Below are 22,095 nucleotides of genomic sequence, written 5' to 3'. Positions count from 1 at the left end.
TCTCACCGCACCAGAGAGTAGAAGAAGCGCTCGAACGGCCCTTCGGGCAGATCCACCCGCAGCAGCCAGCCGAACAGCACCATGCACACCGCCACCATCGCCACGCCGTAGCCCAGCGACGCCCGCCATCCCCGACCCTCGGCGAAGCGCATCACGAGCACGGTGGTGAGCAGCGCGGTGGGCGCGAAGCCGACGCCCATCGCACCCGCCGCCATCACGCCCAGCGCCAGCGCATAGACCGCGAAGCTGCGGCGGGTGACGACGCGGCCCTCGTCGCCTGCGTCGGCCTCGCCGTCGTCGCCTTCGTTCGGGCGGCCGGGCCAGGCCGCAACGACCAGCGCCAGCACCACGCAGACGCCCGCCATAACCTGCGGGAAGAAACCCGCATCGGGCCCGTCGAAGCCCCAGCGATCGAGTTTCAGCGCCTGCCACAGCCCGATGCCGGCGACCGCGGCCAGCCCCAGCGCAGTCAGCCGGCTCGCGTCCCGCCCGGTCATGCGGGCTTCTTCACCATGCCGGTCTCGCGCAGGATCGGCAGCAGCTGGCCCTCGATCTCCTTGAGGTAAGCGGTGTAGGAGGCGCCGTCGCGGTGGATCGCCATGATGCCGAGCTTCTCGATGCCGTCGGTCACCGTCTTGTCCTTCATGCAGTCGGCCAGCGCCGCCTCCATGGTCTTGAGGATGCCCTTGTCGACGCCGGCCGGGAACGCATAGCCGAAGGGCCCGTGGCTGACCGCGTCGTAGCCGTGCTCGCGCAGGGTCTTGACCTCCGGGTAGCCCGGCCAGCGCTCGAGCGCCGCCGCCGCGAGGAAGCGCAGCTTGCCGGGCTCCATCTGCGGACGCATCTCGGCGATGGTCTGGATCACCGCGTCGACGTGCCCGCCGATCGCGGCGGTCACCGACTCGACGCCGCCGCTGAAGCGCACCCAGCGGAAGCTGCCGCCAGTGAGCTTGGCCAGCTGGTACATCGCGACCACGTTGGTGACGTTATTGGACGCGTAGGTGACCGTGCGCTTCTTGCTCTCGGCGATCAGGTCCTGGAGCGTCTTGATCGGCGAGTCGGCGCCCACGCCGATCCCGTATCGCAGCGCCGCCACCTGGCCGATGACGTCGAAGGCCTCCCAGGGCTTGTACTTGACGTCCATCATGTTGGGCACCGCGATGTGGCTGGAGATCGCCACCAGGCCCATCGTGTGGCCGTCCGGCGCCGCCGCGGCAAGCGTCGAGGGCCCGAGCGCTCCCGCGCCGCCCACCACGTTCTTGACGATGACGGTGGCGTTCAGCCGCTTCTCGAGCGCCACTGCGAGCATCCGCGCCGTCAGATCGGTGGACGCGCCGGGCGCATTCGGATTGATCAGCGTGATCTCGCGGCTCGGCCACTTCGCCTGGCCGATGACCGGTGCGGCGAGCGCTGCGCCCGCCAGTGCCGCGCCTGCGCGGAGAATGCTTCTGCGTTGCATGTCCCGTCCCCTGTTGGCGGGCGCCGCACCAGCGGCGCCCTCGTTTCGAGCCAGGTCGAGATTAGACGCAGGCGCGGGGGCGGGATATCGGCGTTTGTCCGGAGAAAGGCGCGCGGATGCGCCGGCAGGCGCACGCCAGCAGGGCGGCGGGCTGCCCGCGGCCGCGCGCTACTGCACGGCCGGACAGAAACGGAACGCCTCCGTCAGGAAAGCCCCTGGCTCTCCAGGTACTCGTCGTAGGTGCCCTGCCAGTCGAAGATCGCGCCGTCCTTGACGATCCAGACCCGGTTGGCCACCGCGTTGACGAACTGGCGGTCGTGCGAAACGATGAACAGCGTCCCGGTGAACTTCTCGAGCGCCAGCTGCAGCGACTCGATCGACTCCATGTCCAGGTGGTTGGTCGGCTCGTCCATCAGCAGCACGTTGTGCTTGCCCAGCATCAGCCGGCCGAAGCTCATCCGGTGCATCTCGCCGCCGGACAGCACCTTGACCGGCTTGCGCACCTCGTCGCCCGAGAAGAGCAGCCGGCCGAGCACGCCGCGCACCACCTGCTCGTCGTCGCCCGCCTGCGTGTAGCGGCCGATCCAGTCGGTGAGGTTGGCGTCCGACGCGAAGTCCGGATGCACGTCCTGGGCCATCACGCCCACGTCGGCGTTCTCGGCCCACTTGACGCTGCCGAAGCTGGGTGCGAGGCCGCCGCGCTCCGGGCCGATCAGCGTGCGCAGCAACGTGGTCTTGCCGGCGCCGCTGTCGCCGACGATGGCGATCTTCTCGCCCGCCTGGACCATCAGCGACACGCCGGAGAACACGGCTGCCGGCGCGTCCGGATAGCGGTGCCCCAGGCCCTCGACCTCCACCGCCACCCGGTGCAGCGGCCGCGCCACCTCGAAGCGGATGTAGGGGTTCTGCCGCGACGAAGGCTTGACCTCGACCGCCTCGGACTTGATCTTGACGATCATCTTCTGGCGCGAGGTGGCCTGGCGGGCCTTGGCCTTGTTGGCCGCGAAGCGCTGGACGAATTCCTGCAGCTCGGCCACGCGCTCCTTCGAGCGCGCATTGGCGGCGGCGATCCGCGCCCGGGCCTCGGCGGCGGCGAACATGTATTCGTCGTAGCTGCCCGGATAGACACGCAGCTGGCCGTAGTCCAGGTCGGCCATGTGGGTGCAGACCGCGTTCAGGAAGTGCCGGTCGTGCGAGATGATCACCATCGTCGAGTCGCGCTCGTTGAGCACGCCCTCCAGCCAGCGGATGGTGTTGATGTCCAGGTTGTTGGTCGGTTCGTCGAGCAGCAGCACGTCCGGGTCGGCGAACAGCGCCTGCGCGAGCAGCACGCGCAGCTTCCAGCCCGGAGCGATCTCGCGCATCGGGCCGGCGTGCTGGTCGATGGGAATGCCCGCGCCGAGCAGCAGCTCGCCCGCGCGCGACTCCGCCGTATAACCGCCGAACTCCGCGAAGCGCGCCTCGAGGTCGGCGGCGCGCATGTAGTCCTCCTCGGACGCGTCCGGGTTGGCGTAGATGGCGTCGCGCTCGTTCATCGCGGCCCACATTTCCTCGTGGCCCATCATGACGACGTCGATCACCCGCTGATCCTCGTGGGCGAACTGGTCCTGGCGCAGCTTGCCCAGGCGCTCGTTGGGGTCGAGCATCACCTGGCCCGCCGACGACTCGAGGTCCCCGCCGAGGATCTTCATGAAGGTCGACTTGCCGGAGCCATTGGCCCCGATCAGGCCGTAGCGGTTGCCGTCGCCGAAGCGCACGGAGACGTTCTCGAACAGGGGCTTGGCCCCGAACTGCATGGTCAGACCGACGGTCGATAGCATTGGTGTCCGCAGGCCGGCCCGCGAGGGCCGGCGCAAGAAAGGTTCAGTTGCAGGTGCTCAGCCCACCCAGACGCGGGCGTTGCGGAACATGCGCATCCATGGGGTGTACTCGCCGAGCGAGGGGTCGCGCCAGCTCATCTGCACCGACCGGAAGACGCGCTCCGGATGGGGCATCAGGATGGTGGCGCGGCCGTCCTTCGTGGTGAAGGAGGTGAGCCCCTCGGGGGAACCGTTGGGGTTCGCCGGATACTGAGTCGCGACGCTGCCATCGTTGTCGACGAAGCGCATCGAAGCGATCGCCGCCGCGCGCTGCGACTCCCCGGCGAACTCGACGCGCCCCTCGCCGTGGGCCACCGCCACCGGCATCCGGCTGCCCGCCATCCCGGCGAACAGGATCGACGGCGAGTCGAGCACCTCGACCATCGCCAGCCGCGCCTCGAACTGCTCGGAACGGTTGCGCAGGAAGCGCGGCCAGTGCTCGGCGCCCGGAATGATGCTCTTGAGCACCGACATCATCTGGCAGCCGTTGCACACGCCCAGGCTGAAGCTGTCCGGCCGCTGGAAGAACAGCGCGAACTGCTCGGCGAGCTTCGCGTTAAAGAGCACCGAACGGGCCCAGCCGGCGCCCGCGCCCAGCACGTCGCCATAGGAGAAGCCGCCGCAGGCCACCAGTCCCTTGAAGTCCGCCAACCGGTGACGCTCCTCGAAGAGGTCGGTCATGTGGACGTCGTAGGCGTCGAAGCCCGCGCGATCGAAGGCCGCGGCCATCTCGACGTGGCCGTTGACGCCCTGCTCGCGCAGGATCGCCACCTTCGGCCGGGCACCGCGCGCAATGAAGGGCGCGGCAACGTCCTCGTCGACATCGAAGCACGGCGCCACCCGCAGTCCGGGGTCGTCCGGCAGCGCAAGACGCTCGTACTCCTCGCGCGCGCAGTCGGGGTTGTCGCGCAGCGCGGCCATCCGGTAGCTGGTCTCGGACCAGATCGCCTGCAGCACCGCCCGGTCTTCGGCGTAGACGCACTTCGCGTCGCGGTACACCTCGATGCGGTCGCGCGCCTGCGGCTTGCCGACCACGTGCGAGAAGGCCGACAGGCCGGCCTCGCGCAGCACGCCCATCACCAGGTCGCGCTCGGCGGTGCGCACCTGCAGCAGCGCGCCCAGCTCCTCGTTGAAAAGCGCCTTGATCGTAAGCTCGTCGCGCTGCACCGAGACCTGCTCCGGGCGGATCTTGTAGTCGCCCCAGTCGGCAGCGTGCGGGTCGATGGTCAGCAGGTCGACGTTGAGCGCAACGCCGCAGCGGCCGGCGAACGCCATCTCGCAGGCCGCTGCGAACAGTCCGCCGTCGGAACGGTCGTGATAGGCCAGCAGCCGGCCATCGGCGTTGAGCTGCTGGATGGCATCGAAGAAGCGCGCCAGCAGCGCCGGGTCCTCGAGGTCGGGCGCATCGTTGCCGAGCTGTCCGGTCACCTGGGCGAAGGCCGACGCGCCCAGCCGCTGCCTGCCCTGGCCAAGGTCGATCAGGATCAGCGTGGAATCGACGTCGCGCTGCAGTTGCGGCGTCAGCGTGCGGCGCACGTCGGTGACCGGCGCCCAGGCGGTGGCAACCAGCGACAGCGGCGAGGTGACCCGCTTCTCGGCGCCCTCCTCCCGCCACACGGTGCGCATCGACAGCGAGTCCTTGCCGACCGGGATGCTGATGCCCAGCTTCACACAAAGGGAGGTGGCCGCCTCGACCGCGTCGAACAGGTCGGCGTCCTCGGCGCCCTCGCCGCATGCCGCCATCCAGTTGGCCGAGAGCTTTAGCCTGCCGAGGCCGTCGATCGGGGCGCCGGCGATGTTGGTGACTGTCTCGGCGACCGCCATGCGGGCCGAGGCGGCGGCGTCGATCACCGCGAGCGGGGTGCGCTCGCCCATCGAGAGCGCCTCGCCGGCGTGCCCGGTGAAATCGCGCAGTCCCACGGCGCAGTCGGCCACCGGCACCTGCCAGGGCCCGACCATCTGGTCACGCGAGCACAGCCCGCCGACCGTGCGGTCGCCGATGGTGATCAGGAAGGACTTGCCGGCCACCGCGGGCAGGCGCAGCACATGGCGGCAGACCTGGGCAAGGTCGAGCCCGGTGGCGTCCACCGGCGGCAGGTTCCGGCTGGCCCGCACGCCCTCGCGGTGCATGCGCGGCGGCTTGCCCAGCAGCACGTCGATCGGCATGTCCACCGGACGCTCGCCATCCGGGCCTTCGACGATCAGCTGGTGGTCGGCGCTGACGGTGCCGACCACCGCGTAGGGGCAGCGCTCACGCTGGCAGAAGGCGTGGAAGAGCGGCAGCGACTCCGGCGCGATCGCCAGCACGTAGCGCTCCTGGGCCTCGTTGCACCAGATCTCGGCGGGCGACAGGCCGGTTTCCTCGAGCGGGATCCTCGCCAGCTCGAAGCGCGCCGCGCGGCCGGCGCCATGGACGATCTCGGGGAAGGCGTTGGAGAGCCCGCCCGCGCCCACGTCGTGGATCGACAGGATGGGGTTGGCGTCGCCCTCCGACCAGCAGCGGTCGAGAACCTCCTGGGCTCGGCGCTGGATCTCCGGATTGCCGCGCTGGACCGAGTCGAAGTCGAGCGCTTCGGTGTTGGTGCCAGCGCCCATGCTGGAGGCAGCGCTGCCGCCCAGACCGATGCGCATGCCGGGGCCGCCGAGCTGGATCAGCAGCGAGCCGGGCGGGAGGTCGAGCTTCTCGCAGTGGCTGGCGTCGATCGAACCGACGCCGCCCGCGATCATGATCGGCTTGTGATAACCGCGCACCGCGCCGCCCACGTTCTGCTCGTAGGTGCGGAAATAGCCCAGCAGGTTGGGACGGCCGAACTCGTTGTTGAACGCCGCGCCGCCGATCGGGCCGTCGAGCATGATCTGCAGCGGCGTGGCGATGCGCTCGGGGATTCCGTAGGGCGCGGCGAGCGGATCGCGCAGCGCCAGCGGCTCGGTGGCGTCCTGCGCGGTTTCCCAGGGCTGCTCGAAGCCGGGGATGCGCAGGTTGGACACCGTGAAGCCGGTGAGGCCGAACTTCGGCTTGGAGCCGCGGCCGGTGGCGCCCTCGTCGCGGATCTCGCCGCCCGAGCCGGTGGCCGCGCCCGGAAAGGGCGCAATGGCGGTCGGGTGGTTGTGGGTCTCGACCTTCAGCAGCGCATGCGTGAGCTGCGGCGTGGCCTCGTAGCGGCCGTTGGCGCCCTGCTGGCGCGAGAAGAAGCGCTGCGCCGGACCGCCCTCGAGGATGGCGGAATTGTCCGAATAGGCCACCACCGTGCCCATCGGATGCGCCGCATGGGTCTTGCGCACCATGCCGAACAGCGTGTCGTCGCGGCGCTCGCCGTCGACCGACCAGGTGGCGTTGAAGATCTTGTGCCGGCAGTGCTCGGAGTTGGCCTGCGCGAACATCATCAGCTCGACGTCGGTGGGGTCGCGACCCTCCTCGCGGAAGGCGTCGAGCAGGTACTCGATCTCGTCGTCCGACAGCGCCAGGCCCAGCGAGACGTTGGCCTCGTCGAGCGCGGCACGCCCGCGCGCGCCCACCGCGATGCGCTGCATCGGCTTGCCTGGCAGCGAGGCGAACATCGCTGCCGGGTCCGGCGGCGCCAGCAGCAGGGATTCGGTCATCCGGTCGTGCAGCGACGCTCCCAGCCTCGCGAGCGCGGTCGTGTCGAGGGCGCGCGCGCCGCCCAGCAGGCTGCCGATCAGGCCGGTGCGCAAGGCCACCCGGTACTCGAGCCCGCGCTCGATCCGGTGGATGTGCGCCATGCCGCAGCTGTGGGCGATGTCGGTGGCCTTGCTGGCCCACGGCGAGATGGTGCCGATGCGCGGCACCACGTACAGCGCCTGGCCCTGCGCGTCGCCTTCGCCCGGCGCGGTCGAATCCAGCAGCGCGCCGAGGCGGGCCCGCTCGTCGCCGGTGAGCTCGCGCTCGGCCCAGACCACGTGGAAGTGACGGGCATGGACGGCGGCCACCCGCTCGTCGATCGCCTGCAGGCGATCGAGCAGTCTCTGGCGGCGGAACTCGGAATGTGCCGGTTGGCCCGGCAGAATGAGATAGGCGGGCATCGGGGCTCGGGGGAAAAGCTGGCGCGGGACCCGCGCGGGCAAACCCTCATTATACGGGGTCGCACCCTCGGGGGCTCGCTGCCCCCGGCCCTAGCGCCCGCCTCGGCGCACGTCCGCCGAGGCCAGCGCCGTCATGTTCACCACCCGTCGAACGGTGCAGGAGGGCTCGAGGATATGCACTGCCTCGGCCGCGCCGAGCAGCACCGGCCCCACGGTGATCCCCTTGCCGCCGGTCATCTTCAGCACGTTGAACAGGATGTTGGCGGCGTCGAGGTTCGGCATCACCAGCAGGTTGGCCGCCCCCGTCATCCTCGATTCGAGCAGGAAGCGGCGGCGCACGTCCTCCGAGAGCGCAGCGTCGCCCTGCAGCTCGCCCTCGCACTCGACGTCGGGCGCGGCGGCCGCGAACAGCTCGCGGGCGGCGCGCATCTTGCGCGCCGAAGGCCGGTCGCTGGAGCCGAAGGTGGAGTGCGAGACGAAGGCCACCTTGGGCTGCAGCCCGAAACGGCGCACCTCCTCGGCCGCCAGCAGCGCGATCTCGGCGAGCTGTTCCGCGGTGGGGTCGTCGTTGACGAAGGTGTCGGTGATGAACAGGGTGTGCTCGGGCAGCATCAGCGCGTTCATCGTGGCGTAGCCGCGCGCGCCCTGCGCCAGCCCGATCACGTCGGCGATCCGCTCCAGGTGGTTGGCGTAGCGGCCGACCAGCCCGCACAGCATCGCCTCGGCGTCACCGCGGCGCACCATCATCGCGGCGATCGTCGTCATCGAGCGGCGCAGCGTCGCCTTCGCCAGCTCGGGCGACACGCCTCCCCGGCCCATCAGCCGGTGATAGTCCATCCAGTAGTCTCGAAAGCGCGGATCGCTCTCGGGGTCGACCAGCTCGAAATCGCGGCCGGCAACGATGCGCAGGTTGGCCCGCGCGATCCGCGCGGCGATCGCCTCCGGGTGCCCGATCAGGATCGGCCGCGCCAGCCCCTCGTCGACCACCACCTGCGTGGCGCGCAGCACCCGCTCGTCCTCCCCCTCGGCATAGACCACGCGGCGCGGCCGGGCGCGCGCCACCTCGAAGAGCGGGCGCATCAGCATGCCGGTGTGGGTCACGAAGCTCGCCAGCGAGGCCCGGTAAGCGGCCAGGTCGGCGATCGGGCGCTGCGCGACGCCCGATCGCGCGGCCGCTTCCGCCACTGCCGGCGCGATCCGCAGGATGAGCCGCGAGTCGAAGGGCTTCGGGATCAGGTAGTCGGGCCCGAACTTGAGCTCCTGCCCCGCGTAGGCCGCCGCCACCTCGTCGCTGATCTCGGCCTTGGCCAGCGCCGCGATCTCGCGCACGCAGGCCAGCTTCATCTCCTCGGTGATCGTGGTGGCGCCGCTGTCGAGCGCGCCGCGGAAGATGTAGGGAAAGCACAGGACGTTGTTGACCTGGTTCGGATAGTCCGACCGTCCGGTGGCGACGATGCAGTCCGGACGCGCGGCCAGCGCCAGCTCCGGACGGATCTCGGGCTCCGGGTTGGCCAGCGCCAGCACGATGGGGCGCTCGGCCATCGTGGCCACCATCTGGCCGCTGAGCACCCCGGCGGCCGAGCAGCCGAGGAACACGTCAGCGCCGCGCACCGCGTCGGCCAGCGTGCGCGCGTCGGTGCGCCGCGCATAGCGCGTCTTCGACTCGTCCAGCCTGCCCTCGCGCCCCTCGTGGATCACGCCGCGCGAGTCGCAGACCAGGATCTTCTGCGGATCGGCCCCCAGCGCGACCATCAGGTCCAGGCAGGCGATCGCCGCGGCGCCCGCGCCGGAGACCGCGATGCGGATCGAGCCGATCTGCTTGCCGACCAGCTCCAGGCCGTTGATCAGCGCCGCCGACGAGATGATCGCGGTGCCGTGCTGGTCGTCGTGGAAGACCGGGATCTTCAGCCGCTCGCGCAGCTTGCGCTCGACGTAGAAGCACTCGGGCGCCTTGATGTCCTCGAGGTTGACGCCGCCCAGCGTCGGCTCGAGCGCCGCGACGATCTCCACCAGGCGGTCCGGGTCGGTCTCGGCGAGCTCCAGGTCGAACACGTCGATGCCGGCGAACTTCTTGAACAGGCAGCCCTTGCCTTCCATCACCGGCTTGCCGGCCAGCGGACCGATGTCGCCGAGCCCCAGCACCGCGGTGCCATTGGTGATCACGCCCACCAGGTTGGCGCGCGAGGTGTACTCGGCGGCCAGCGAGGGATCCTGGTGGATCGCAGTGCAGGCGTAGGCCACGCCCGGCGAGTAGGCCAGCGACAGGTCGCGCTGGTTTGCCAGGGGTTTGGTCGGGTTGACGGCGATCTTGCCGCGCGTCGGAGCGCGGTGATAGTCGAGTGCGGCCTCGCGCAGGGCCAGCTCGGCGGGGGACAGGGGCTCGGACATGGATGGCTCCGCAGGTTCGATGCGGCATTGTTGCACCTTCGCGGCACGTGCCGCGACTAGGTTTCCGGGCCCTCCGCCCGCCCGAAGCCGCCGCCGCCCGGAGTCTCGATCACGAACACGTCGCCCGCCGCCAGCTCCGCCCGGTCCGCGTGCGCGAGCGGCTGCACGCTGCCGTCCGCGCGCAGCACGTAGTCGCGCCCGGGCGCGCCCGGCGCGCCGCCCGCAGCTCCGAACGCCGGGTGGATCCGGCCGTTGGCCAGGATCGACGCAGTCATCGCCTCCAGGAAACGGATCCGGCGCACCCCGCCGTCGCCGCCCCGCCAGCGGCCCGCGCCGCCGGAGCCGGCCCGGATCTCGTAGCTCTCGAGCCGCACCGGGAAGCGCAGCTCCAGCACCTCCGGATCGGTCAGCCGCGAGTTGGTCATGTGGGTCTGGACCACCGCGGCGCCGTCGAAGCCGCCGGTCAGCCGGCCCTCGGAATCGAAGATCCCGCCAGCCCCCGAGCCGCCGGAAACGGTCTCGTAGTACTGGTGGCGCGCATTGCCGAAGGTGAAGTTGTTCATCGTCGGCTGCCCCGAGGCCATCACGCCCAGCGCGCCGTACAGGCAGTTGGTCACGCACTGCGAGGTTTCGACGTTGCCCGCCACCACGGCGGCCGGCGCGCGCGGATTGAGCATCGAGCCTTCCGGCACGACGATCTCGATCGGCGCCAGGCAGCCGGCGTTCATCGGGATCTCGTCGTCGACCAGGGTGCGGAAGACATAGAGGACCGCGGCCGTGGTCACCGCCAGCGGCGCATTGAAGTTGTTCGGCTGCTGGGCGCTGGTGCCGGTGAAGTCGACCCTGGCGCTGCGCGCGGCCCGGTCCACGCTGACCGCCACCCGGATGCGCGCGCCGTTGTCGAGCGCCAGCTCGAAGCTGCCGCCGGGCAGCGCAGCGATCGCCCGGCGCACGGACTCCTCGGCGTTGGCCTGCACGTGCCCCATGTAGGCCTGCACCGTGCCGAGCCCGAAGTGGCCAACCATCTTCAGCAGCTCCTCGCGGCCCTTCTCGTTGGCGGCGATCTGCGCGCGCAGGTCGGCCAGGTTCTGCTCCGGGTTGCGCGCGGGGTGAGCGGCGCCCTCGAGCAGCGCGCGCATCTCCGTGTCCCGGAAGCGGCCCGCCTCCACCAGCCTGAAGTCGGTGATCAGCACGCCCTCGTCGTCGATGCTGCGGCTGTCCGGGGGCATCGAGCCCGGAGTGATCCCGCCGATGTCGGCATGGTGGCCGCGCGAGCCCACGAAGAACAGCAGCCGCTCGCCCGCCGCGTCGAATACCGGCGTGATCACCGTGATGTCCGGCAGGTGGGTGCCGCCAGCGTAGGGGTCGTTGAGCACCCAGACGTCGCCCGGCGCGAGGCCCTCGGGATGAGCGCAGATCACCGCCTGCACGCTCGCCCCCATCGAGCCGAGGTGCACCGGCATGTGCGGCGCGTTGGCCACCAGCCCGCCCTGCGCGTCGAACACCGCGCAGGAGAAGTCGAGACGCTCCTTGATGTTGACCGAGTGCGCGGTGTTCTGGAGCCGGTACCCCATCTGCTCGGCGATCGACATGAACAGGTTGTTGAAGATCTCGAGCAGCACCGGGTCGGCGCTGGTGCCGGCGGCGACCCGCGCCGGTCGCGGCAGCGCCCGCGCAAGGACGAGGTCGCCTGCGGGGCTCATCACCGCGCGCCAGCCGGCGTCGACCACCGTGGTCGCGTTCGGCTCGGCGACCACCGCCGGCCCGTCGATCGCATCGCCGGGCCGCAGCGACTCCCGCGGATAAAGCGGAACCTCCCGCCAGCCGCCCTCGGCGTAGAGCCGCACCCGGGCGCCTTCGGACAGGCCCGCGCCGCGCTCCTCGCGGGCGACGGGCATGCCGCCGCCCTCGCCGGCCGCACCGAGCACCTCCGCCACCGCGGAGTCGATCACCAGCGGCCGGCCGGCCAGCAGGAAAGCGAAGCGCTGGCGGTAGGCCCGCTCGAAGGCCTGCTGCAGGCTGGAGCAGTCGTCGGCCGAAGTGTCCGCCACCGGCAGCGCGGTGTCGGTGCCCTCGTAGCGAAGCAGCAGCCGGCGCTCCACGTGCAGCGCCGCAGGCGATTCGCCTTGCGCCAGCAACTCGGCCTCGGCGGCCGCCTGCAGCTCGTCCAGTGCTCGCCGCGCATGCTCGAGTCCTGCCGGGTCCAGCCGGCGTTCGACCGAGCGCTCGCGCATCGCAGCCTGCTCGGCGAGCCCCATGCCGTAGGCGGAGAGCACTCCCGCGAGCGGATGCGCGAGCACCCGCGGCATCGCCAGCGCATCCGCCACCAGGCAGGCATGCTGGCCGCCGGCGCCGCCGAAGGTGGTGAGCGTGTACTCGGTGACGTCATAGCCGCGCTGCACCGAGATCTTCTTGATCGCGTTGGCCATGTTCGCCACCGCGATGTCGATGAAGCCCTGGGCGACCGCCTCCGGCGACATCGACCGCCCGGTCGCCGCGGCGATCTCGCCCGCCAGCTGCTCGAAACCCAGGTGCACCGCCTGCGCATCCAGCGGCTGCCCCCCGTCCGGCCCGAACACGTGCGGGAACCATTGCGGCTGGATGCGGCCAAGCATCACGTTCGCGTCGGTCACCGTCAGCGGGCCGCCGCGCCGGTAGCAGGCCGGACCGGGGTCGGCGCCCGCGGAGTCCGGCCCGACCCGCATCCGGGCGCCGTCGAAGTGGAGGATGGAACCGCCGCCGGCCGCCACCGTGTGGATGCTCATCATCGGCGCGCGCATGCGCACCCCGGCCACCTGGGTGTCGAAGGCGCGCTCGAACTCGCCGGCGAAGTGCGACACGTCGGTCGAGGTGCCGCCCATGTCGAAGCCGATCACCCGGTCGAAACCCGCGGCCTGGCTCACGCGCGCCATCCCGACGATGCCGCCCGCCGGGCCCGACAGGATGGAATCCTTGCCCTGGAAGGCTGCGGCGTCGGTGAGCCCGCCGCTGGACTGCATGAACTGCAGGCGCACTCCGGGCATCGCCTGCGCCACCCGGGCGACGTAGCGGCGCAGCACCGGCGACAGGTAGGCGTCGACCACCGTCGTGTCGCCACGCCCGACGAAGCGGATCATCGGCGAGACTTCGTGCGAGACCGAGACCTGCGTGAAGCCCGCGGCGCGGGCGAGCGCGGCCAGACGCTGCTCGTGCGCCGGATGCGCGTAGCCGTGCATCAGCACGATCGCAAGCGCGTCCAGGCCGCGCGCGCGGGCTGCCCGCAGCCCCGCAGCAGCGGCTTGCTCGTCAAGCGGCTGCAGCACGCTACCGTCGGCGCCGACCCGCTCGTCCACCTCCAGCACCTCGCGGTACAGCAGCTCGGGCAGCACGATGTTCCGGTCGAAGATCCGCGGACGGTTCTGGTAGGCGATGCGCAGCGCATCGCGGAAGCCCCGCGTGACCACCAGCAGCAGCGGCTCGCCCTTGCGCTCGAGCAGCGCGTTGGTGGCCACCGTGGTGCCCATCTTCACGACTTCAACCCGTGCAGGATCGATCGCCTCGCCCGGCGCCAGCCGCAGCAGCCGGCGGATGCCCTCGACCGCGGCATCCTCGTAGCGCCCCGGATCCTCGGACAGCAGCTTGGCGGTCTCGAGGCCGCCGTCGGGCCGGCGCGCGACGATGTCGGTGAAGGTGCCGCCGCGGTCGATCCAGAACTGCCAGGGGCCGGCGCAGGTTTGGTCGTGGCTGGGATTCGTGGTCATAATCGCTGGGCTCGCGGTCCGCGCCCCGCACCGGGGCTTCCTGGATGGGCCGGCGCCTGCCGGCGAGTGCCACGCATACTAAAGCAGCCCGATCCCGATGAGCGCACTGTTCCGCACCGCCACCATCCGCGCCCTGGAACGTGAATGTATCGACCGGCTGGGCGGCGGCGTGCTGATGGAGCGCGCCGCCGAGGCGGTCGCCGAGGCGGCCGCGCGCAGTGCGCGGCGCCTGCCGCGGGCCACGCCGATCGTCGCGCTGGTCGGCCCCGGCAACAACGGCGGCGACGCGCTGCTGGCGGTCTCGAAACTGCGCGAGCGAGGCTTTCCCGCCCACGCGCTGGCGCTCTCCGGCACCGAGCCGTCCGCGGCCGACGCGCGCGCGGTCTGGCATCGCTGGCACGCCCGCGGCGGCGCCGTCGGCGCCCTCGACGGGCTCCCCGCCTGGCTGGAACGGCGGCCGCTGGTGCTCGACGGCCTGTTCGGCATCGGCCTGGGCCGCGCGCTGGAAGGCGCAGCCGCGCAAGCCGTCCGCCTGCTCGACCAGGCGCCGCAGTGCGAGACGATCGCAATCGACGTCCCCTCGGGAGTCGACGCCGACACCGGCGCGATCGTCGGCGGCCCGGACGCGCCGGCGATCCGCGCCGATCTCACCGTGACGATGATCGGCGACAAGCCGGGGCTGCACACCGGGGCCGCGCTGGATCACGCCGGCGCCGTCCTGGTCGCCGGGCTGGGCCTGGCGCACGAGACCGCAGCCGACGGCGAACTGTTCGGACGCGCGCTCGCAATGAAACTGCTGCGCCCCCGGGCGCGCGACAGCCACAAGGGCAGCTTCGGCAGCGTGCTGGTCGTCGGCGGCGCCGCCGGCACTGCTGGCGCTGCGCTGCTGGCGGCGCGCGGCGCCCAGGCCGCCGGCGCTGGCAAGGTCTTCGTGGCCGCCCCGGACGGACCGGTCTTCGACCCCGGCCAGCCGCAGCTGATGACCCGCGGCTTCGAGGCCGGGCACGAGGGCATCGACGCAATCTGCATCGGCTGCGGACTGGGCCGCTCCGCCAAGGCCGGCGACGCCCTGGAGCGGGCGCTGCGGTCCGCGCTGCCGCTGGTGCTCGACGCCGACGCCCTGAACCTGGTCGCCGACGACCCGGCACTCGCCCGCCAGCTGGCAACCCGCGCCGCGCCCACGGTGCTCACGCCGCATCCGCTGGAGGCGGCGCGCCTGCTCGGCGTCTCCTCGCGCGAAATCCAGTCCGACCGGATCGGCCACGCGCTCGCGCTCGCGGCGCAGACCGGCGCGACTGCGCTGATCAAAGGCGCCGGCTCGGTGATGGCCCTGCCCGACGGGTGCTTCTCCATCCTCGCCGCGGGCAGTCCAGCGCTGGCCACCGCCGGCACCGGCGACGTGCTGGCAGGCGTGATCGCAGCGCTGCTCGCGCAGCGGATGCCGGCCGCCGACGCCGCGCGTCTCGGGGCCTGGGCGCACGGCAGCGCCGGCGAGCTCTGGCAGCGCAGCCATCCGTCGGGGGCCGGATTGTCGGCCGCCGAGCTTCCCGCACTGGTCACCTCGGCGCTTGCGCCGGCATAAGGACGCATGGACACGCACGCCGAACTTCTCGAGCGCGTGGAGGCCCTGGCACGGGCCGCGCGCGGACGCCCCCTCGCCCCGCTCTTCACCGACGACCCCGGACGCCTCGCGCGCTTCGTCCTCGAGGCGGCGGGCATCCGCGTCGACTTCGCCCGCCAGCCAGTGTCAGGCGCCGAGCTCGATGCGCTGCTGGGCCTTGCCCGCTCGGCGGGAATCGCCAGCCGGCGCGACGCGATGCTGCGCGGCGAGCGGGTCAACCTCACCGAGGATCGCGCAGCACTGCACACGGCGCTGCGCAGGAATCCGGGCGAAGCGCTGGTGGTCGACGGCGCGGACCTGATGCCGGCGGTCGACGCCGAACTGCACCGGATGGAAGCCTTCAGCGACGCGGTGCGCGCCGGCCGCTGGCGCGGCGCCACCGGCCGGCCGATCGCCGACGTCGTCTCGATCGGCATCGGCGGCTCCAGCCTCGGTCCCCAGCTCGTCTGCGAGGCGCTGCGCGAGCAGGCGCACCGCCGGCTGCGGCTGCATTTTCTGTCCAACGTCGATCCGGGCGCGTGGGCCGCGCTCCATCCGCAGCTCGATCCGGCCTCGACGCTGTTCGTGATCGCGTCCAAGTCCTGGCGAACCGCCGAGACCGCCCGCAACGCCGAGGCCGCGCGCGACTGGCTGCTGGCGCGCGGCGTGGCCGCCGGGCAGCTGGCCAGCCACCTGGTCGGCATCACCGCGAATCCCGCCGGCGCGCGCGTGTTCGGACTGCACGACGAAGCGATCTTCGGCTTCGAGGACTGGGTCGGCGGCCGCTTCTCGGTCTGGTCGGCGATCGGGCTGCCGGTGATGCTGTCGATCGGACACGAAGGCTTCCGCCGGCTGCTGACCGGCGCGCGCGCCATGGACCGCCACTTCGCCGAAGCGCCGCTCGAGCGCAACGCGCCGGTGCTGCTGGCGCTGCTGTCCTGGTGGAACCGCCTGGTGCTGGACGGCGGCAGCGAGGCGGTGGTGCCCTACTGCGACGCGCTGCGCCGCCTGCCGGCGTGGCTGCAGCAGCTGCAGATGGAAAGCAACGGCAAGTCGGTCGACGTCGACGGCCGGCCGGTGCGCGGCCCCACGGCTGCCGTCACCTGGGGCGAGCCCGGCACCGACGCGCAGCATTCCTTCTTCCAGGCGCTGCACCAGGGAGCCAGCGTGCATCCGGTGGAGTTCGTCCTCGCCGTGCCGGCGCAGCCCGATCCGCAGGGCCGCGACCTGGCCCTGCTCGCCAGCGCCATCGCCCAGGCCGAGGCGCTGATGCACGGCCGCAACCTCGCGGAGGCGCTCGCCTCCCTGCACGCCCAGGGGCTGGACGAGGCGCAAGCCGCGCGCCTGGCGCCTCACCTGGTGCATCCGGGCAACCGGCCCTCGACCACCCTGCTGCTCGATCGCCTGGATCCCGAGCGACTGGGCGCGCTGCTTGCCCTCTACGAGCACCGCACCGCAGTGCTGGGCTGGCTCTGGAACGTCAATTCCTTCGACCAGTGGGGCGTGGAACTGGGCAAGCAGCTGGCACGGAACTCCGAGGCGCTGCTGCGCGGCGACGGCCCGCTGCCTCCCGGCCTCGACCCGGCATCCGCTGCGCTCATCGAACGGCTGCGCGGAGTGCTGTCGGGACGCGGCTGAGGCTCGGGCCGGGCGGGGGCCTTCGCGGGGGGATGCGGGCTGCTCCGGCTGCAACGCCCGCGCCCGGGACCGGCGTTCAGCCCTTGCCAGCGAGCCTGCCAGCCTTCAGGGTCAGCCTGCGGTCGCAGCGCCCCGCCAGGCCCTCGTCATGCGTCACCAGCACCAGCGTCGCGCCCGCCTCCCGATTCAGCTCGAAGAGCAGCTCGATGATCCGCTCGCCGGTGGCCGCGTCCAGGCTGCCCGTGGGCTCGTCGGCGAAGAGCAGCGGCGGCGCAGGCGCGAACGCCCTGGCCAGCGCCACCCGCTGCTGCTCGCCGCCGGACAGGGTGCGCGGATAGTGGCCCAGGCGCGCGCCCAGGCCCACGCGCTCCAGCAGGGCCTGCGCCTTGGCAGCGGCCTGCGGGTCGCCGGCCAGCTCCAGCGGCAGCATCACGTTCTCCAGCGCAGTCATCTGCGGCAGCAGCTGGAAGGTCTGGAACACGAAGCCCACGTGGCGCGCCCGCCAGGCGGCGCGCGCATCCTCGTCCATCTCGAACAGGCTGCTGCCGGAGGCCAGCACCCTGCCCTCGCTGGGCAGGTCGAGCCCCGCCATCAGCCCGAGCAAGGTGGACTTGCCCGAACCCGACGCACCCACCACTGCAACCGTCGCCCCCTGGCCCACCTCGAAAGACACGTCGTCGAGGATGGTGAGGGAGCCGTCCGCGTCGCGGACACGCTTGGTGAGATGCTCGACGATAATCGCTGACATGAAGCTCCATTCATCGATGTACGAAACCCTACCGGATGGCCAGGGCCGGCGCCGCATGCTGCGCGGCGCCGCAAGTCTAATCGCGATCGCCGCGCTCGCGCCGCGCACCGCATCCGCGGCAACCCGCGCCGAGGCGCCCGCTGCCGCACCCGCCGCCGCTTCACCCGCCGCTTCACCCGCCCGCCGCACCATCCTGGTCGTCGGCGACAGCCTGTCGGCCGAGTACGGACTGCGCCGCGGCTCGGGCTGGGTCGAGCTGCTCACCGAGCGGCTGAAGGGAAACGGCAAGCCTTTCGCAGTTGCCAACGCCAGCGTCAGCGGCGAAACCACCGCGGGCGGACGCACCCGCATCGCCAGCCTGCTCGAGCGCCACCGGCCCGCGATCGTGGTGATCGAACTCGGCGCCAATGACGCGCTGCGCGGGCTCGACCTCTCCGCCACCGAGGCGAACCTGCGCGAGATGATCCGCGCCGCCAGTAAGGTCGGTGCCCGCCCGCTGCTGCTGGGGATGATGCTGCCGCCGAACTACGGCAGAGCCTACGGCGAACGCTTCCAGGCGCTGTTCCCGAAGCTCGCAAAGGCCGAGAAAGTGCCGCTGGTGCCCTTCTTCCTCGACGGAGTCGCGGACCGGATGGAGTACTTTCAGTCCGACCGCATCCACCCCAACGAGAGCGCCCAGCCACGGCTGCTCGAGAACGTCTGGCCGGCCCTCAGCAAGCTGCTCTGACGAGGATCGCGCGCAGCGCCGCAACCAGCGCCGCGCATTGCGCGGCGTCGCCCACCGTGATGCGCAGGAACTGCTCGATGCGCGGCTTGTCGAAGCGGCGCACCAGCACCCTGCGCGCGCGCAGCTCGGCCTGCAGCCGCGCGGCATCTTCGGTCTCGTGGCGCACAAAGAGGAAGTTGGCGGCCGACGGCAGCACCTGGAAGCCGAGCGAGGCGAGCTCCGCGGCAAGCGCCTCGCGGCTGGCGATCACGTCGCTGCGGGTGCGTTCGAAGTGCTCCACATCCTCGAAGGCCGCCACCGCGCCGGCGATCGCCACCTTGTCCAGCGGGTAGGAGTTGAAGCTGTCCTTCACGCGCACCAGCGCCTCGATCAGCCCCGGCTGTCCGATCGCGAAACCGACCCTCAGCCCGGCCAGCGAGCGCGACTTCGACAGCGTCTGCACCACCAGCAGATTGGGATGGCGCGCGACCAGCGGCACGGCGCTCTCGCCGCCGAAGTCCACGTAGGCCTCGTCGATCAGCACCACGCACTCCGGATGAGCCGCGACCAGGCGTTCGACCTCGGCGAGCGGCAGCGCGCGGCCGGTGGGCGCGTTCGGATTGGCGAGCACGATGCCGCCGCAGGGCCCGGCGTAATCGTCGACGCAGACGCTGAAGTCCTCGCGCAGCGGAACCGTCCGGTGGGCGATCCCGTACAGGCCGCAGTAGACCGGATAGAAGCTGTAGGTGACGTCCGGGAAGCACAGCGGCGCCTCGTGCTTGAGCAGGCCCAGGAAGGCGTGCGCGAGCACCTCGTCCGAGCCGTTGCCGACGAACACGCACTCCGGCTCCACACCGTTGGCTGCCGCGATCGCATGGCGAAGCCGCGTCGACTGCGGATCCGGGTAGAGCCGCAGGCCGTCGCCGAGCTCGCGCTGCATCGCGGCGATGGCCAGGGGCGACGGCGGATAGGGGTTCTCGTTGGTGTTGAGCTTGACGAGATCGGCGATCACCGGCTGCTCGCCCGGCACGTAGGGCGTGAGCGCGCGGACGACCGGGCTCCAGTACGGATTCATTGCTTGGCTCCTGGGCAAGACGGGTTCAGAGGAGCGCCAGCATACGCTCGCGCACCAGCTCGGGCCGCTCCATGGGAATGAAGTGCGTGCTCCCCGGGACCGTCTCGAAGCTGACCGCCGGCGCGTGTTCGCGCAGCGCCGGCAGCGCGCGCGCCGAGGTCGAGCCGCGCTCGGCCATGATCAGATGGGCGGGTGCCTTCAGCGCGCGCATCGCCGCGTGCAGGTCATGGCGCTGGGCGGCGAAGGTGGCGCTTTCCCAGGCGGGCGCGCAGCGCAGCGCCACCGAGCCGTCGGAGCGGCGCGCAAAACCGTCCTCGACGTAATCCTCGAGGAAGCCCGGCAGCCAGGTGCGGAACGCGCCCCTGCCCGAGTAGCTGGCCAGCACCGCCTCGGAGGCCGGGAACTGCGCGCGACGCCGCGCCGCGCCACTGGCCAGCGGCATCCGCCGGCTCCAGACCCGCGGCGCGAAGGGCAGCAGCAGCAGCCGGCGCAGCTGCTGCGGCACCATCGCGGGGTCGATCAGCAGCAGCGCCTGCGCCAGTCCGGGCTCGCGCGCAAGCGCCAGCAGCGACACCGTGCCGCCCATCGAATGCCCCGCGATCAGCCGCGGCGCCGGACCCTCGGCGGACAGATGCTTCAGGGCGCCGATCACGTCGTCCGCGTAGGTGTGCCAGCTCGTCAGCCGCCCAGGACGGGCCGGCAGCGTGCTGTGGCCGTGGCCCCGCAGGTCGAAGGCGACCACGCGGCGCTCCGGCCCGAGGGTCTCGAGCAGGCGCCGGTAGGTCAGCGCGCAGAACCCCGTGGCGTGCAGGAAGACGATGTCGATCGGCCCGCTCGCCCTGCCGAAGTTCAGCGCGGCCATGTGCCCGCCCTTGCCCGGAACCGTGAAACGCTGCATTCGCTCTCTCGCTGATGGTGCCCCGACCCGGGATCGAACCGGGACGGCCTTGCGGCCTCCGGATTTTAAGTCCGTCGGGACAGGCTTTTCTAGCACTTCGCAGAATTCGGCAGAATCCGCCGCAATCAGATAATCCGCCTTTCCAATCAAGCACTTATCTCTTGCTAGGCTTCGGCAGGCTCCGATAAGCTAGAGCCTGCAACCGCGCAAGAAGTGTAGACCGAGTGTAGACCAGGAGCCGACGCCCAGGCGTACCGGACTGAAATCGCAAATCGGTTTTCCGGTGCGCGCGCTGGTCTACACAAGGGGCAAGGCATGAAGTTTACCGATCCGGCGGTGATGGCCGCCCTCAAGGCTGCGAAAGCGTCGAACCGGACCGAATGGCACCATGAACCGAGAGGCCGCGGAGCCGGTGCGCTGTCGCTGAAGGCGAGCGCGCAAGGTCGCGGGCACTGGTACTTCCGTTACAGCCTGGACCGGAAGCATCAGTACGTCCCGATTGGCGCCTATGGCAAGGAGGCCCCCGAGATTCCGCTGCGCGCCGCACGCGACGAGTGCAACCGGCTTGACGCCCTTCGCGCGACCGTGCCAGGTGGCGACCTGCGCGGGCACCTGATGGTCAAGGAGGCGACGGAGGAGCGCGAGCATCGCGCGGAGGTCCAGGCGGTGGTGGAAGCCCCCCGGCACACGCTGCAGGCCCTCATGGATGCCTATGCTGTCGCGCTCGAATCCCAGGGCAAGAAGGACAGCGCCCAGGATGTTCGCGGCATGGTCCGACTGCACTTGACCGAGCAGTTCCAGGACTACGCGAAGGCACCGGCCGCCGAGTTCACCCGGAAGCAGGCGACGGAAGTCCTACGCAAGCTGGTCGAGGCCGGCAAGGGGCGCACCGCCGGCAAGCTGCGCGCCTACCTTCGCGCCGCCTTTGCGCTCGCCCTGCGCGCCGAGAGCGACGCCAGCGCATCGTCCGCGATGATCGGTTTCGACATGGAGACAAACCCGGTCGCCGGTACGGTGGCGCTGACGCAGTTCAATCGCGTCAAGGAGCGCGCGCTCTCAGATGGCGAGCTGCGGGCGCTCTGGAAACGGCTGGAAGCCACCGACACGCCCTCCTCGCTGGCAATCCGGATCGCGCTGCTTCTCGGAGGCCAGAGGTTCACGCAACTGCTGAGGGCGAAAGTGGCGGACTTCGACCAGGAGGCCGGGACTCTGACCCTGTACGACCCAAAGGGTCGACGCAAGGTCCCACGCGCCCACGTGCTGCCTGTCGGGAAGGCGGCCGCGGAGACCATCCACAAGCAAATCGCGTCCGCGTCGATCCTCGAAACGGGCCTGATGTTCCCGGCGCGTGGTGGCGTGCCGATGACCGTGCGAACGGTGTCGAAGTTCCTGCAGGACGTCCGCGCCGCGATGCTCGACAAGAAGGAAGCCCAGGACTTCGACTTAGCGGACCTGCGGCGCACCTGCGAGACGCAACTGGCGAAGCTGGGCATCTCGAAGGATCTTCGCGCGCAGGTGCAATCCCACGGGCTCGGGGGCGTCCAGGCGCGCCATTACGACCGATACGACTACATGGACGAGAAGAGCGCCGCCCTCACCGCCTGGGCTTCCTGGCTGACGGGCACCGATGCGCGCAACGTCGTCCCCATCGGGCAGAAGCGCAAGGCTCGCGCGAAGGCCGCGGCATGAGGCTTGTGTGCCTCGACCAGGTGGTGGTCATCACGTCGGTGACGGACGCGTCGACCAGGTGCTGGTCGCCTCGACCTGGGGCAGCTCGCCACGGGCGTGGTGCTCACCCGGATCTGCTTCGGGCATCACCACGTCGGTGACGGGCGCGTCGACCAGGCGGTGGTCATCACGTCGGTGACGGACGCGTCGACCAGGTGCTGGTCGCCTCGACCTGGGGCAGCTCGCCACGGGCGTGGTGCTCACCCGGATCTGCT

The 22,095-nt window shown here is 71.2% G+C and carries 14 protein-coding genes; 4 read left to right on the top strand and 10 right to left on the bottom strand.

Annotated features, from left to right (window positions below):
- Positions 1-2: 2 nt before the first annotated feature.
- The 6 genes from HNQ70_RS01675 to HNQ70_RS01650 form a co-directional block, all read right to left on the bottom strand.
- Positions 3-497: a tripartite tricarboxylate transporter TctB family protein gene (locus HNQ70_RS01675; RefSeq protein WP_183963638.1), complete on the bottom strand. Its 495-nt coding sequence runs from the start codon at positions 495-497 to the stop codon at positions 3-5.
- Entirely contained in the window at positions 494-1,459 is a 966-nt protein-coding gene (locus HNQ70_RS01670; RefSeq protein WP_183963636.1) for a tripartite tricarboxylate transporter substrate binding protein, read from the bottom strand. The genes HNQ70_RS01675 and HNQ70_RS01670 overlap by 4 nt, the downstream gene beginning before the upstream one ends.
- Before the next feature lie 203 nt (positions 1,460-1,662).
- Positions 1,663-3,279 (bottom strand): ABC-F family ATPase, encoded by a 1,617-nt coding sequence (locus HNQ70_RS01665; protein WP_183963634.1) that lies wholly within the window; start codon positions 3,277-3,279, stop codon positions 1,663-1,665.
- Positions 3,280-3,336: 57 nt separating this feature from the next.
- The gene (purL, locus tag HNQ70_RS01660; RefSeq protein ID WP_183963632.1) at positions 3,337-7,359 is read right to left on the bottom strand and encodes a phosphoribosylformylglycinamidine synthase; all 4,023 of its coding nucleotides are present in this window, start codon (positions 7,357-7,359) and stop codon (positions 3,337-3,339) included.
- Positions 7,360-7,449: 90 nt separating this feature from the next.
- Positions 7,450-9,747 carry an NADP-dependent malic enzyme gene (locus tag HNQ70_RS01655; protein WP_183963630.1) on the bottom strand — a complete coding sequence of 766 codons (2,298 nt, stop codon included), beginning with the start codon at positions 9,745-9,747 and terminating at the stop codon, positions 7,450-7,452.
- Between the two features lie 56 nt (positions 9,748-9,803).
- Positions 9,804-13,487, bottom strand: a complete 3,684-nt coding sequence (locus tag HNQ70_RS01650; protein ID WP_183963628.1) for a hydantoinase B/oxoprolinase family protein — start codon at positions 13,485-13,487, stop codon at positions 9,804-9,806.
- Positions 13,488-13,584: 97 nt separating this feature from the next.
- Here HNQ70_RS01650 and HNQ70_RS01645 point away from each other — a divergent pair, with 97 nt between their 5' ends.
- Positions 13,585-15,069 (top strand): NAD(P)H-hydrate dehydratase, encoded by a 1,485-nt coding sequence (locus HNQ70_RS01645; RefSeq protein ID WP_183963626.1) that lies wholly within the window; start codon positions 13,585-13,587, stop codon positions 15,067-15,069.
- A 6-nt stretch (positions 15,070-15,075) separates the two neighbouring features.
- Positions 15,076-16,725, top strand: coding sequence for a glucose-6-phosphate isomerase (pgi, locus tag HNQ70_RS01640; protein WP_183963623.1), 1,650 nt, complete (start codon positions 15,076-15,078; stop codon positions 16,723-16,725).
- A 76-nt stretch (positions 16,726-16,801) separates the two neighbouring features.
- On the opposite strand, the gene HNQ70_RS01635 is transcribed toward pgi, so the two are convergent.
- Positions 16,802-17,473: an ABC transporter ATP-binding protein gene (locus tag HNQ70_RS01635; protein WP_183963621.1), complete on the bottom strand. Its 672-nt coding sequence runs from the start codon at positions 17,471-17,473 to the stop codon at positions 16,802-16,804.
- Here HNQ70_RS01635 and HNQ70_RS01630 point away from each other — a divergent pair.
- Positions 17,472-18,200, top strand: coding sequence for an arylesterase (locus HNQ70_RS01630; protein ID WP_246434541.1), 729 nt, complete (start codon positions 17,472-17,474; stop codon positions 18,198-18,200). The two genes, HNQ70_RS01635 and HNQ70_RS01630, sit on opposite strands and share 2 nt — an antisense overlap.
- On the opposite strand, the gene hisC is transcribed toward HNQ70_RS01630, so the two are convergent.
- Positions 18,184-19,254, bottom strand: coding sequence for a histidinol-phosphate transaminase (gene hisC, locus HNQ70_RS01625; protein WP_183963619.1), 1,071 nt, complete (start codon positions 19,252-19,254; stop codon positions 18,184-18,186). The genes HNQ70_RS01630 and hisC overlap by 17 nt on opposite strands.
- A 25-nt stretch (positions 19,255-19,279) precedes the next feature.
- Positions 19,280-20,152: an alpha/beta fold hydrolase gene (locus HNQ70_RS01620; RefSeq protein ID WP_183963617.1), complete on the bottom strand. Its 873-nt coding sequence runs from the start codon at positions 20,150-20,152 to the stop codon at positions 19,280-19,282.
- A 315-nt stretch (positions 20,153-20,467) separates the two neighbouring features.
- Here HNQ70_RS01620 and HNQ70_RS01615 point away from each other — a divergent pair, with 315 nt between their 5' ends.
- Positions 20,468-21,841 carry a site-specific integrase gene (locus tag HNQ70_RS01615; protein ID WP_183963615.1) on the top strand — a complete coding sequence of 458 codons (1,374 nt, stop codon included), beginning with the start codon at positions 20,468-20,470 and terminating at the stop codon, positions 21,839-21,841.
- Between the two features lie 30 nt (positions 21,842-21,871).
- On the opposite strand, the gene HNQ70_RS19875 is transcribed toward HNQ70_RS01615, so the two are convergent.
- Positions 21,872-22,095 (bottom strand): hypothetical protein (locus tag HNQ70_RS19875; protein WP_221302590.1); only part of this gene is annotated, 224 nt, incomplete at its 5' end.

The sequence above is a fragment of the Quisquiliibacterium transsilvanicum genome (genome assembly GCF_014202215.1).
GTDB classification, from domain to species: Bacteria; Pseudomonadota; Gammaproteobacteria; order Burkholderiales; family Burkholderiaceae_E; genus Quisquiliibacterium; species Quisquiliibacterium transsilvanicum.
Note: the sequence above shows the minus strand (reverse complement) of the source record. Positions and strands in the feature narration are given on the sequence as shown.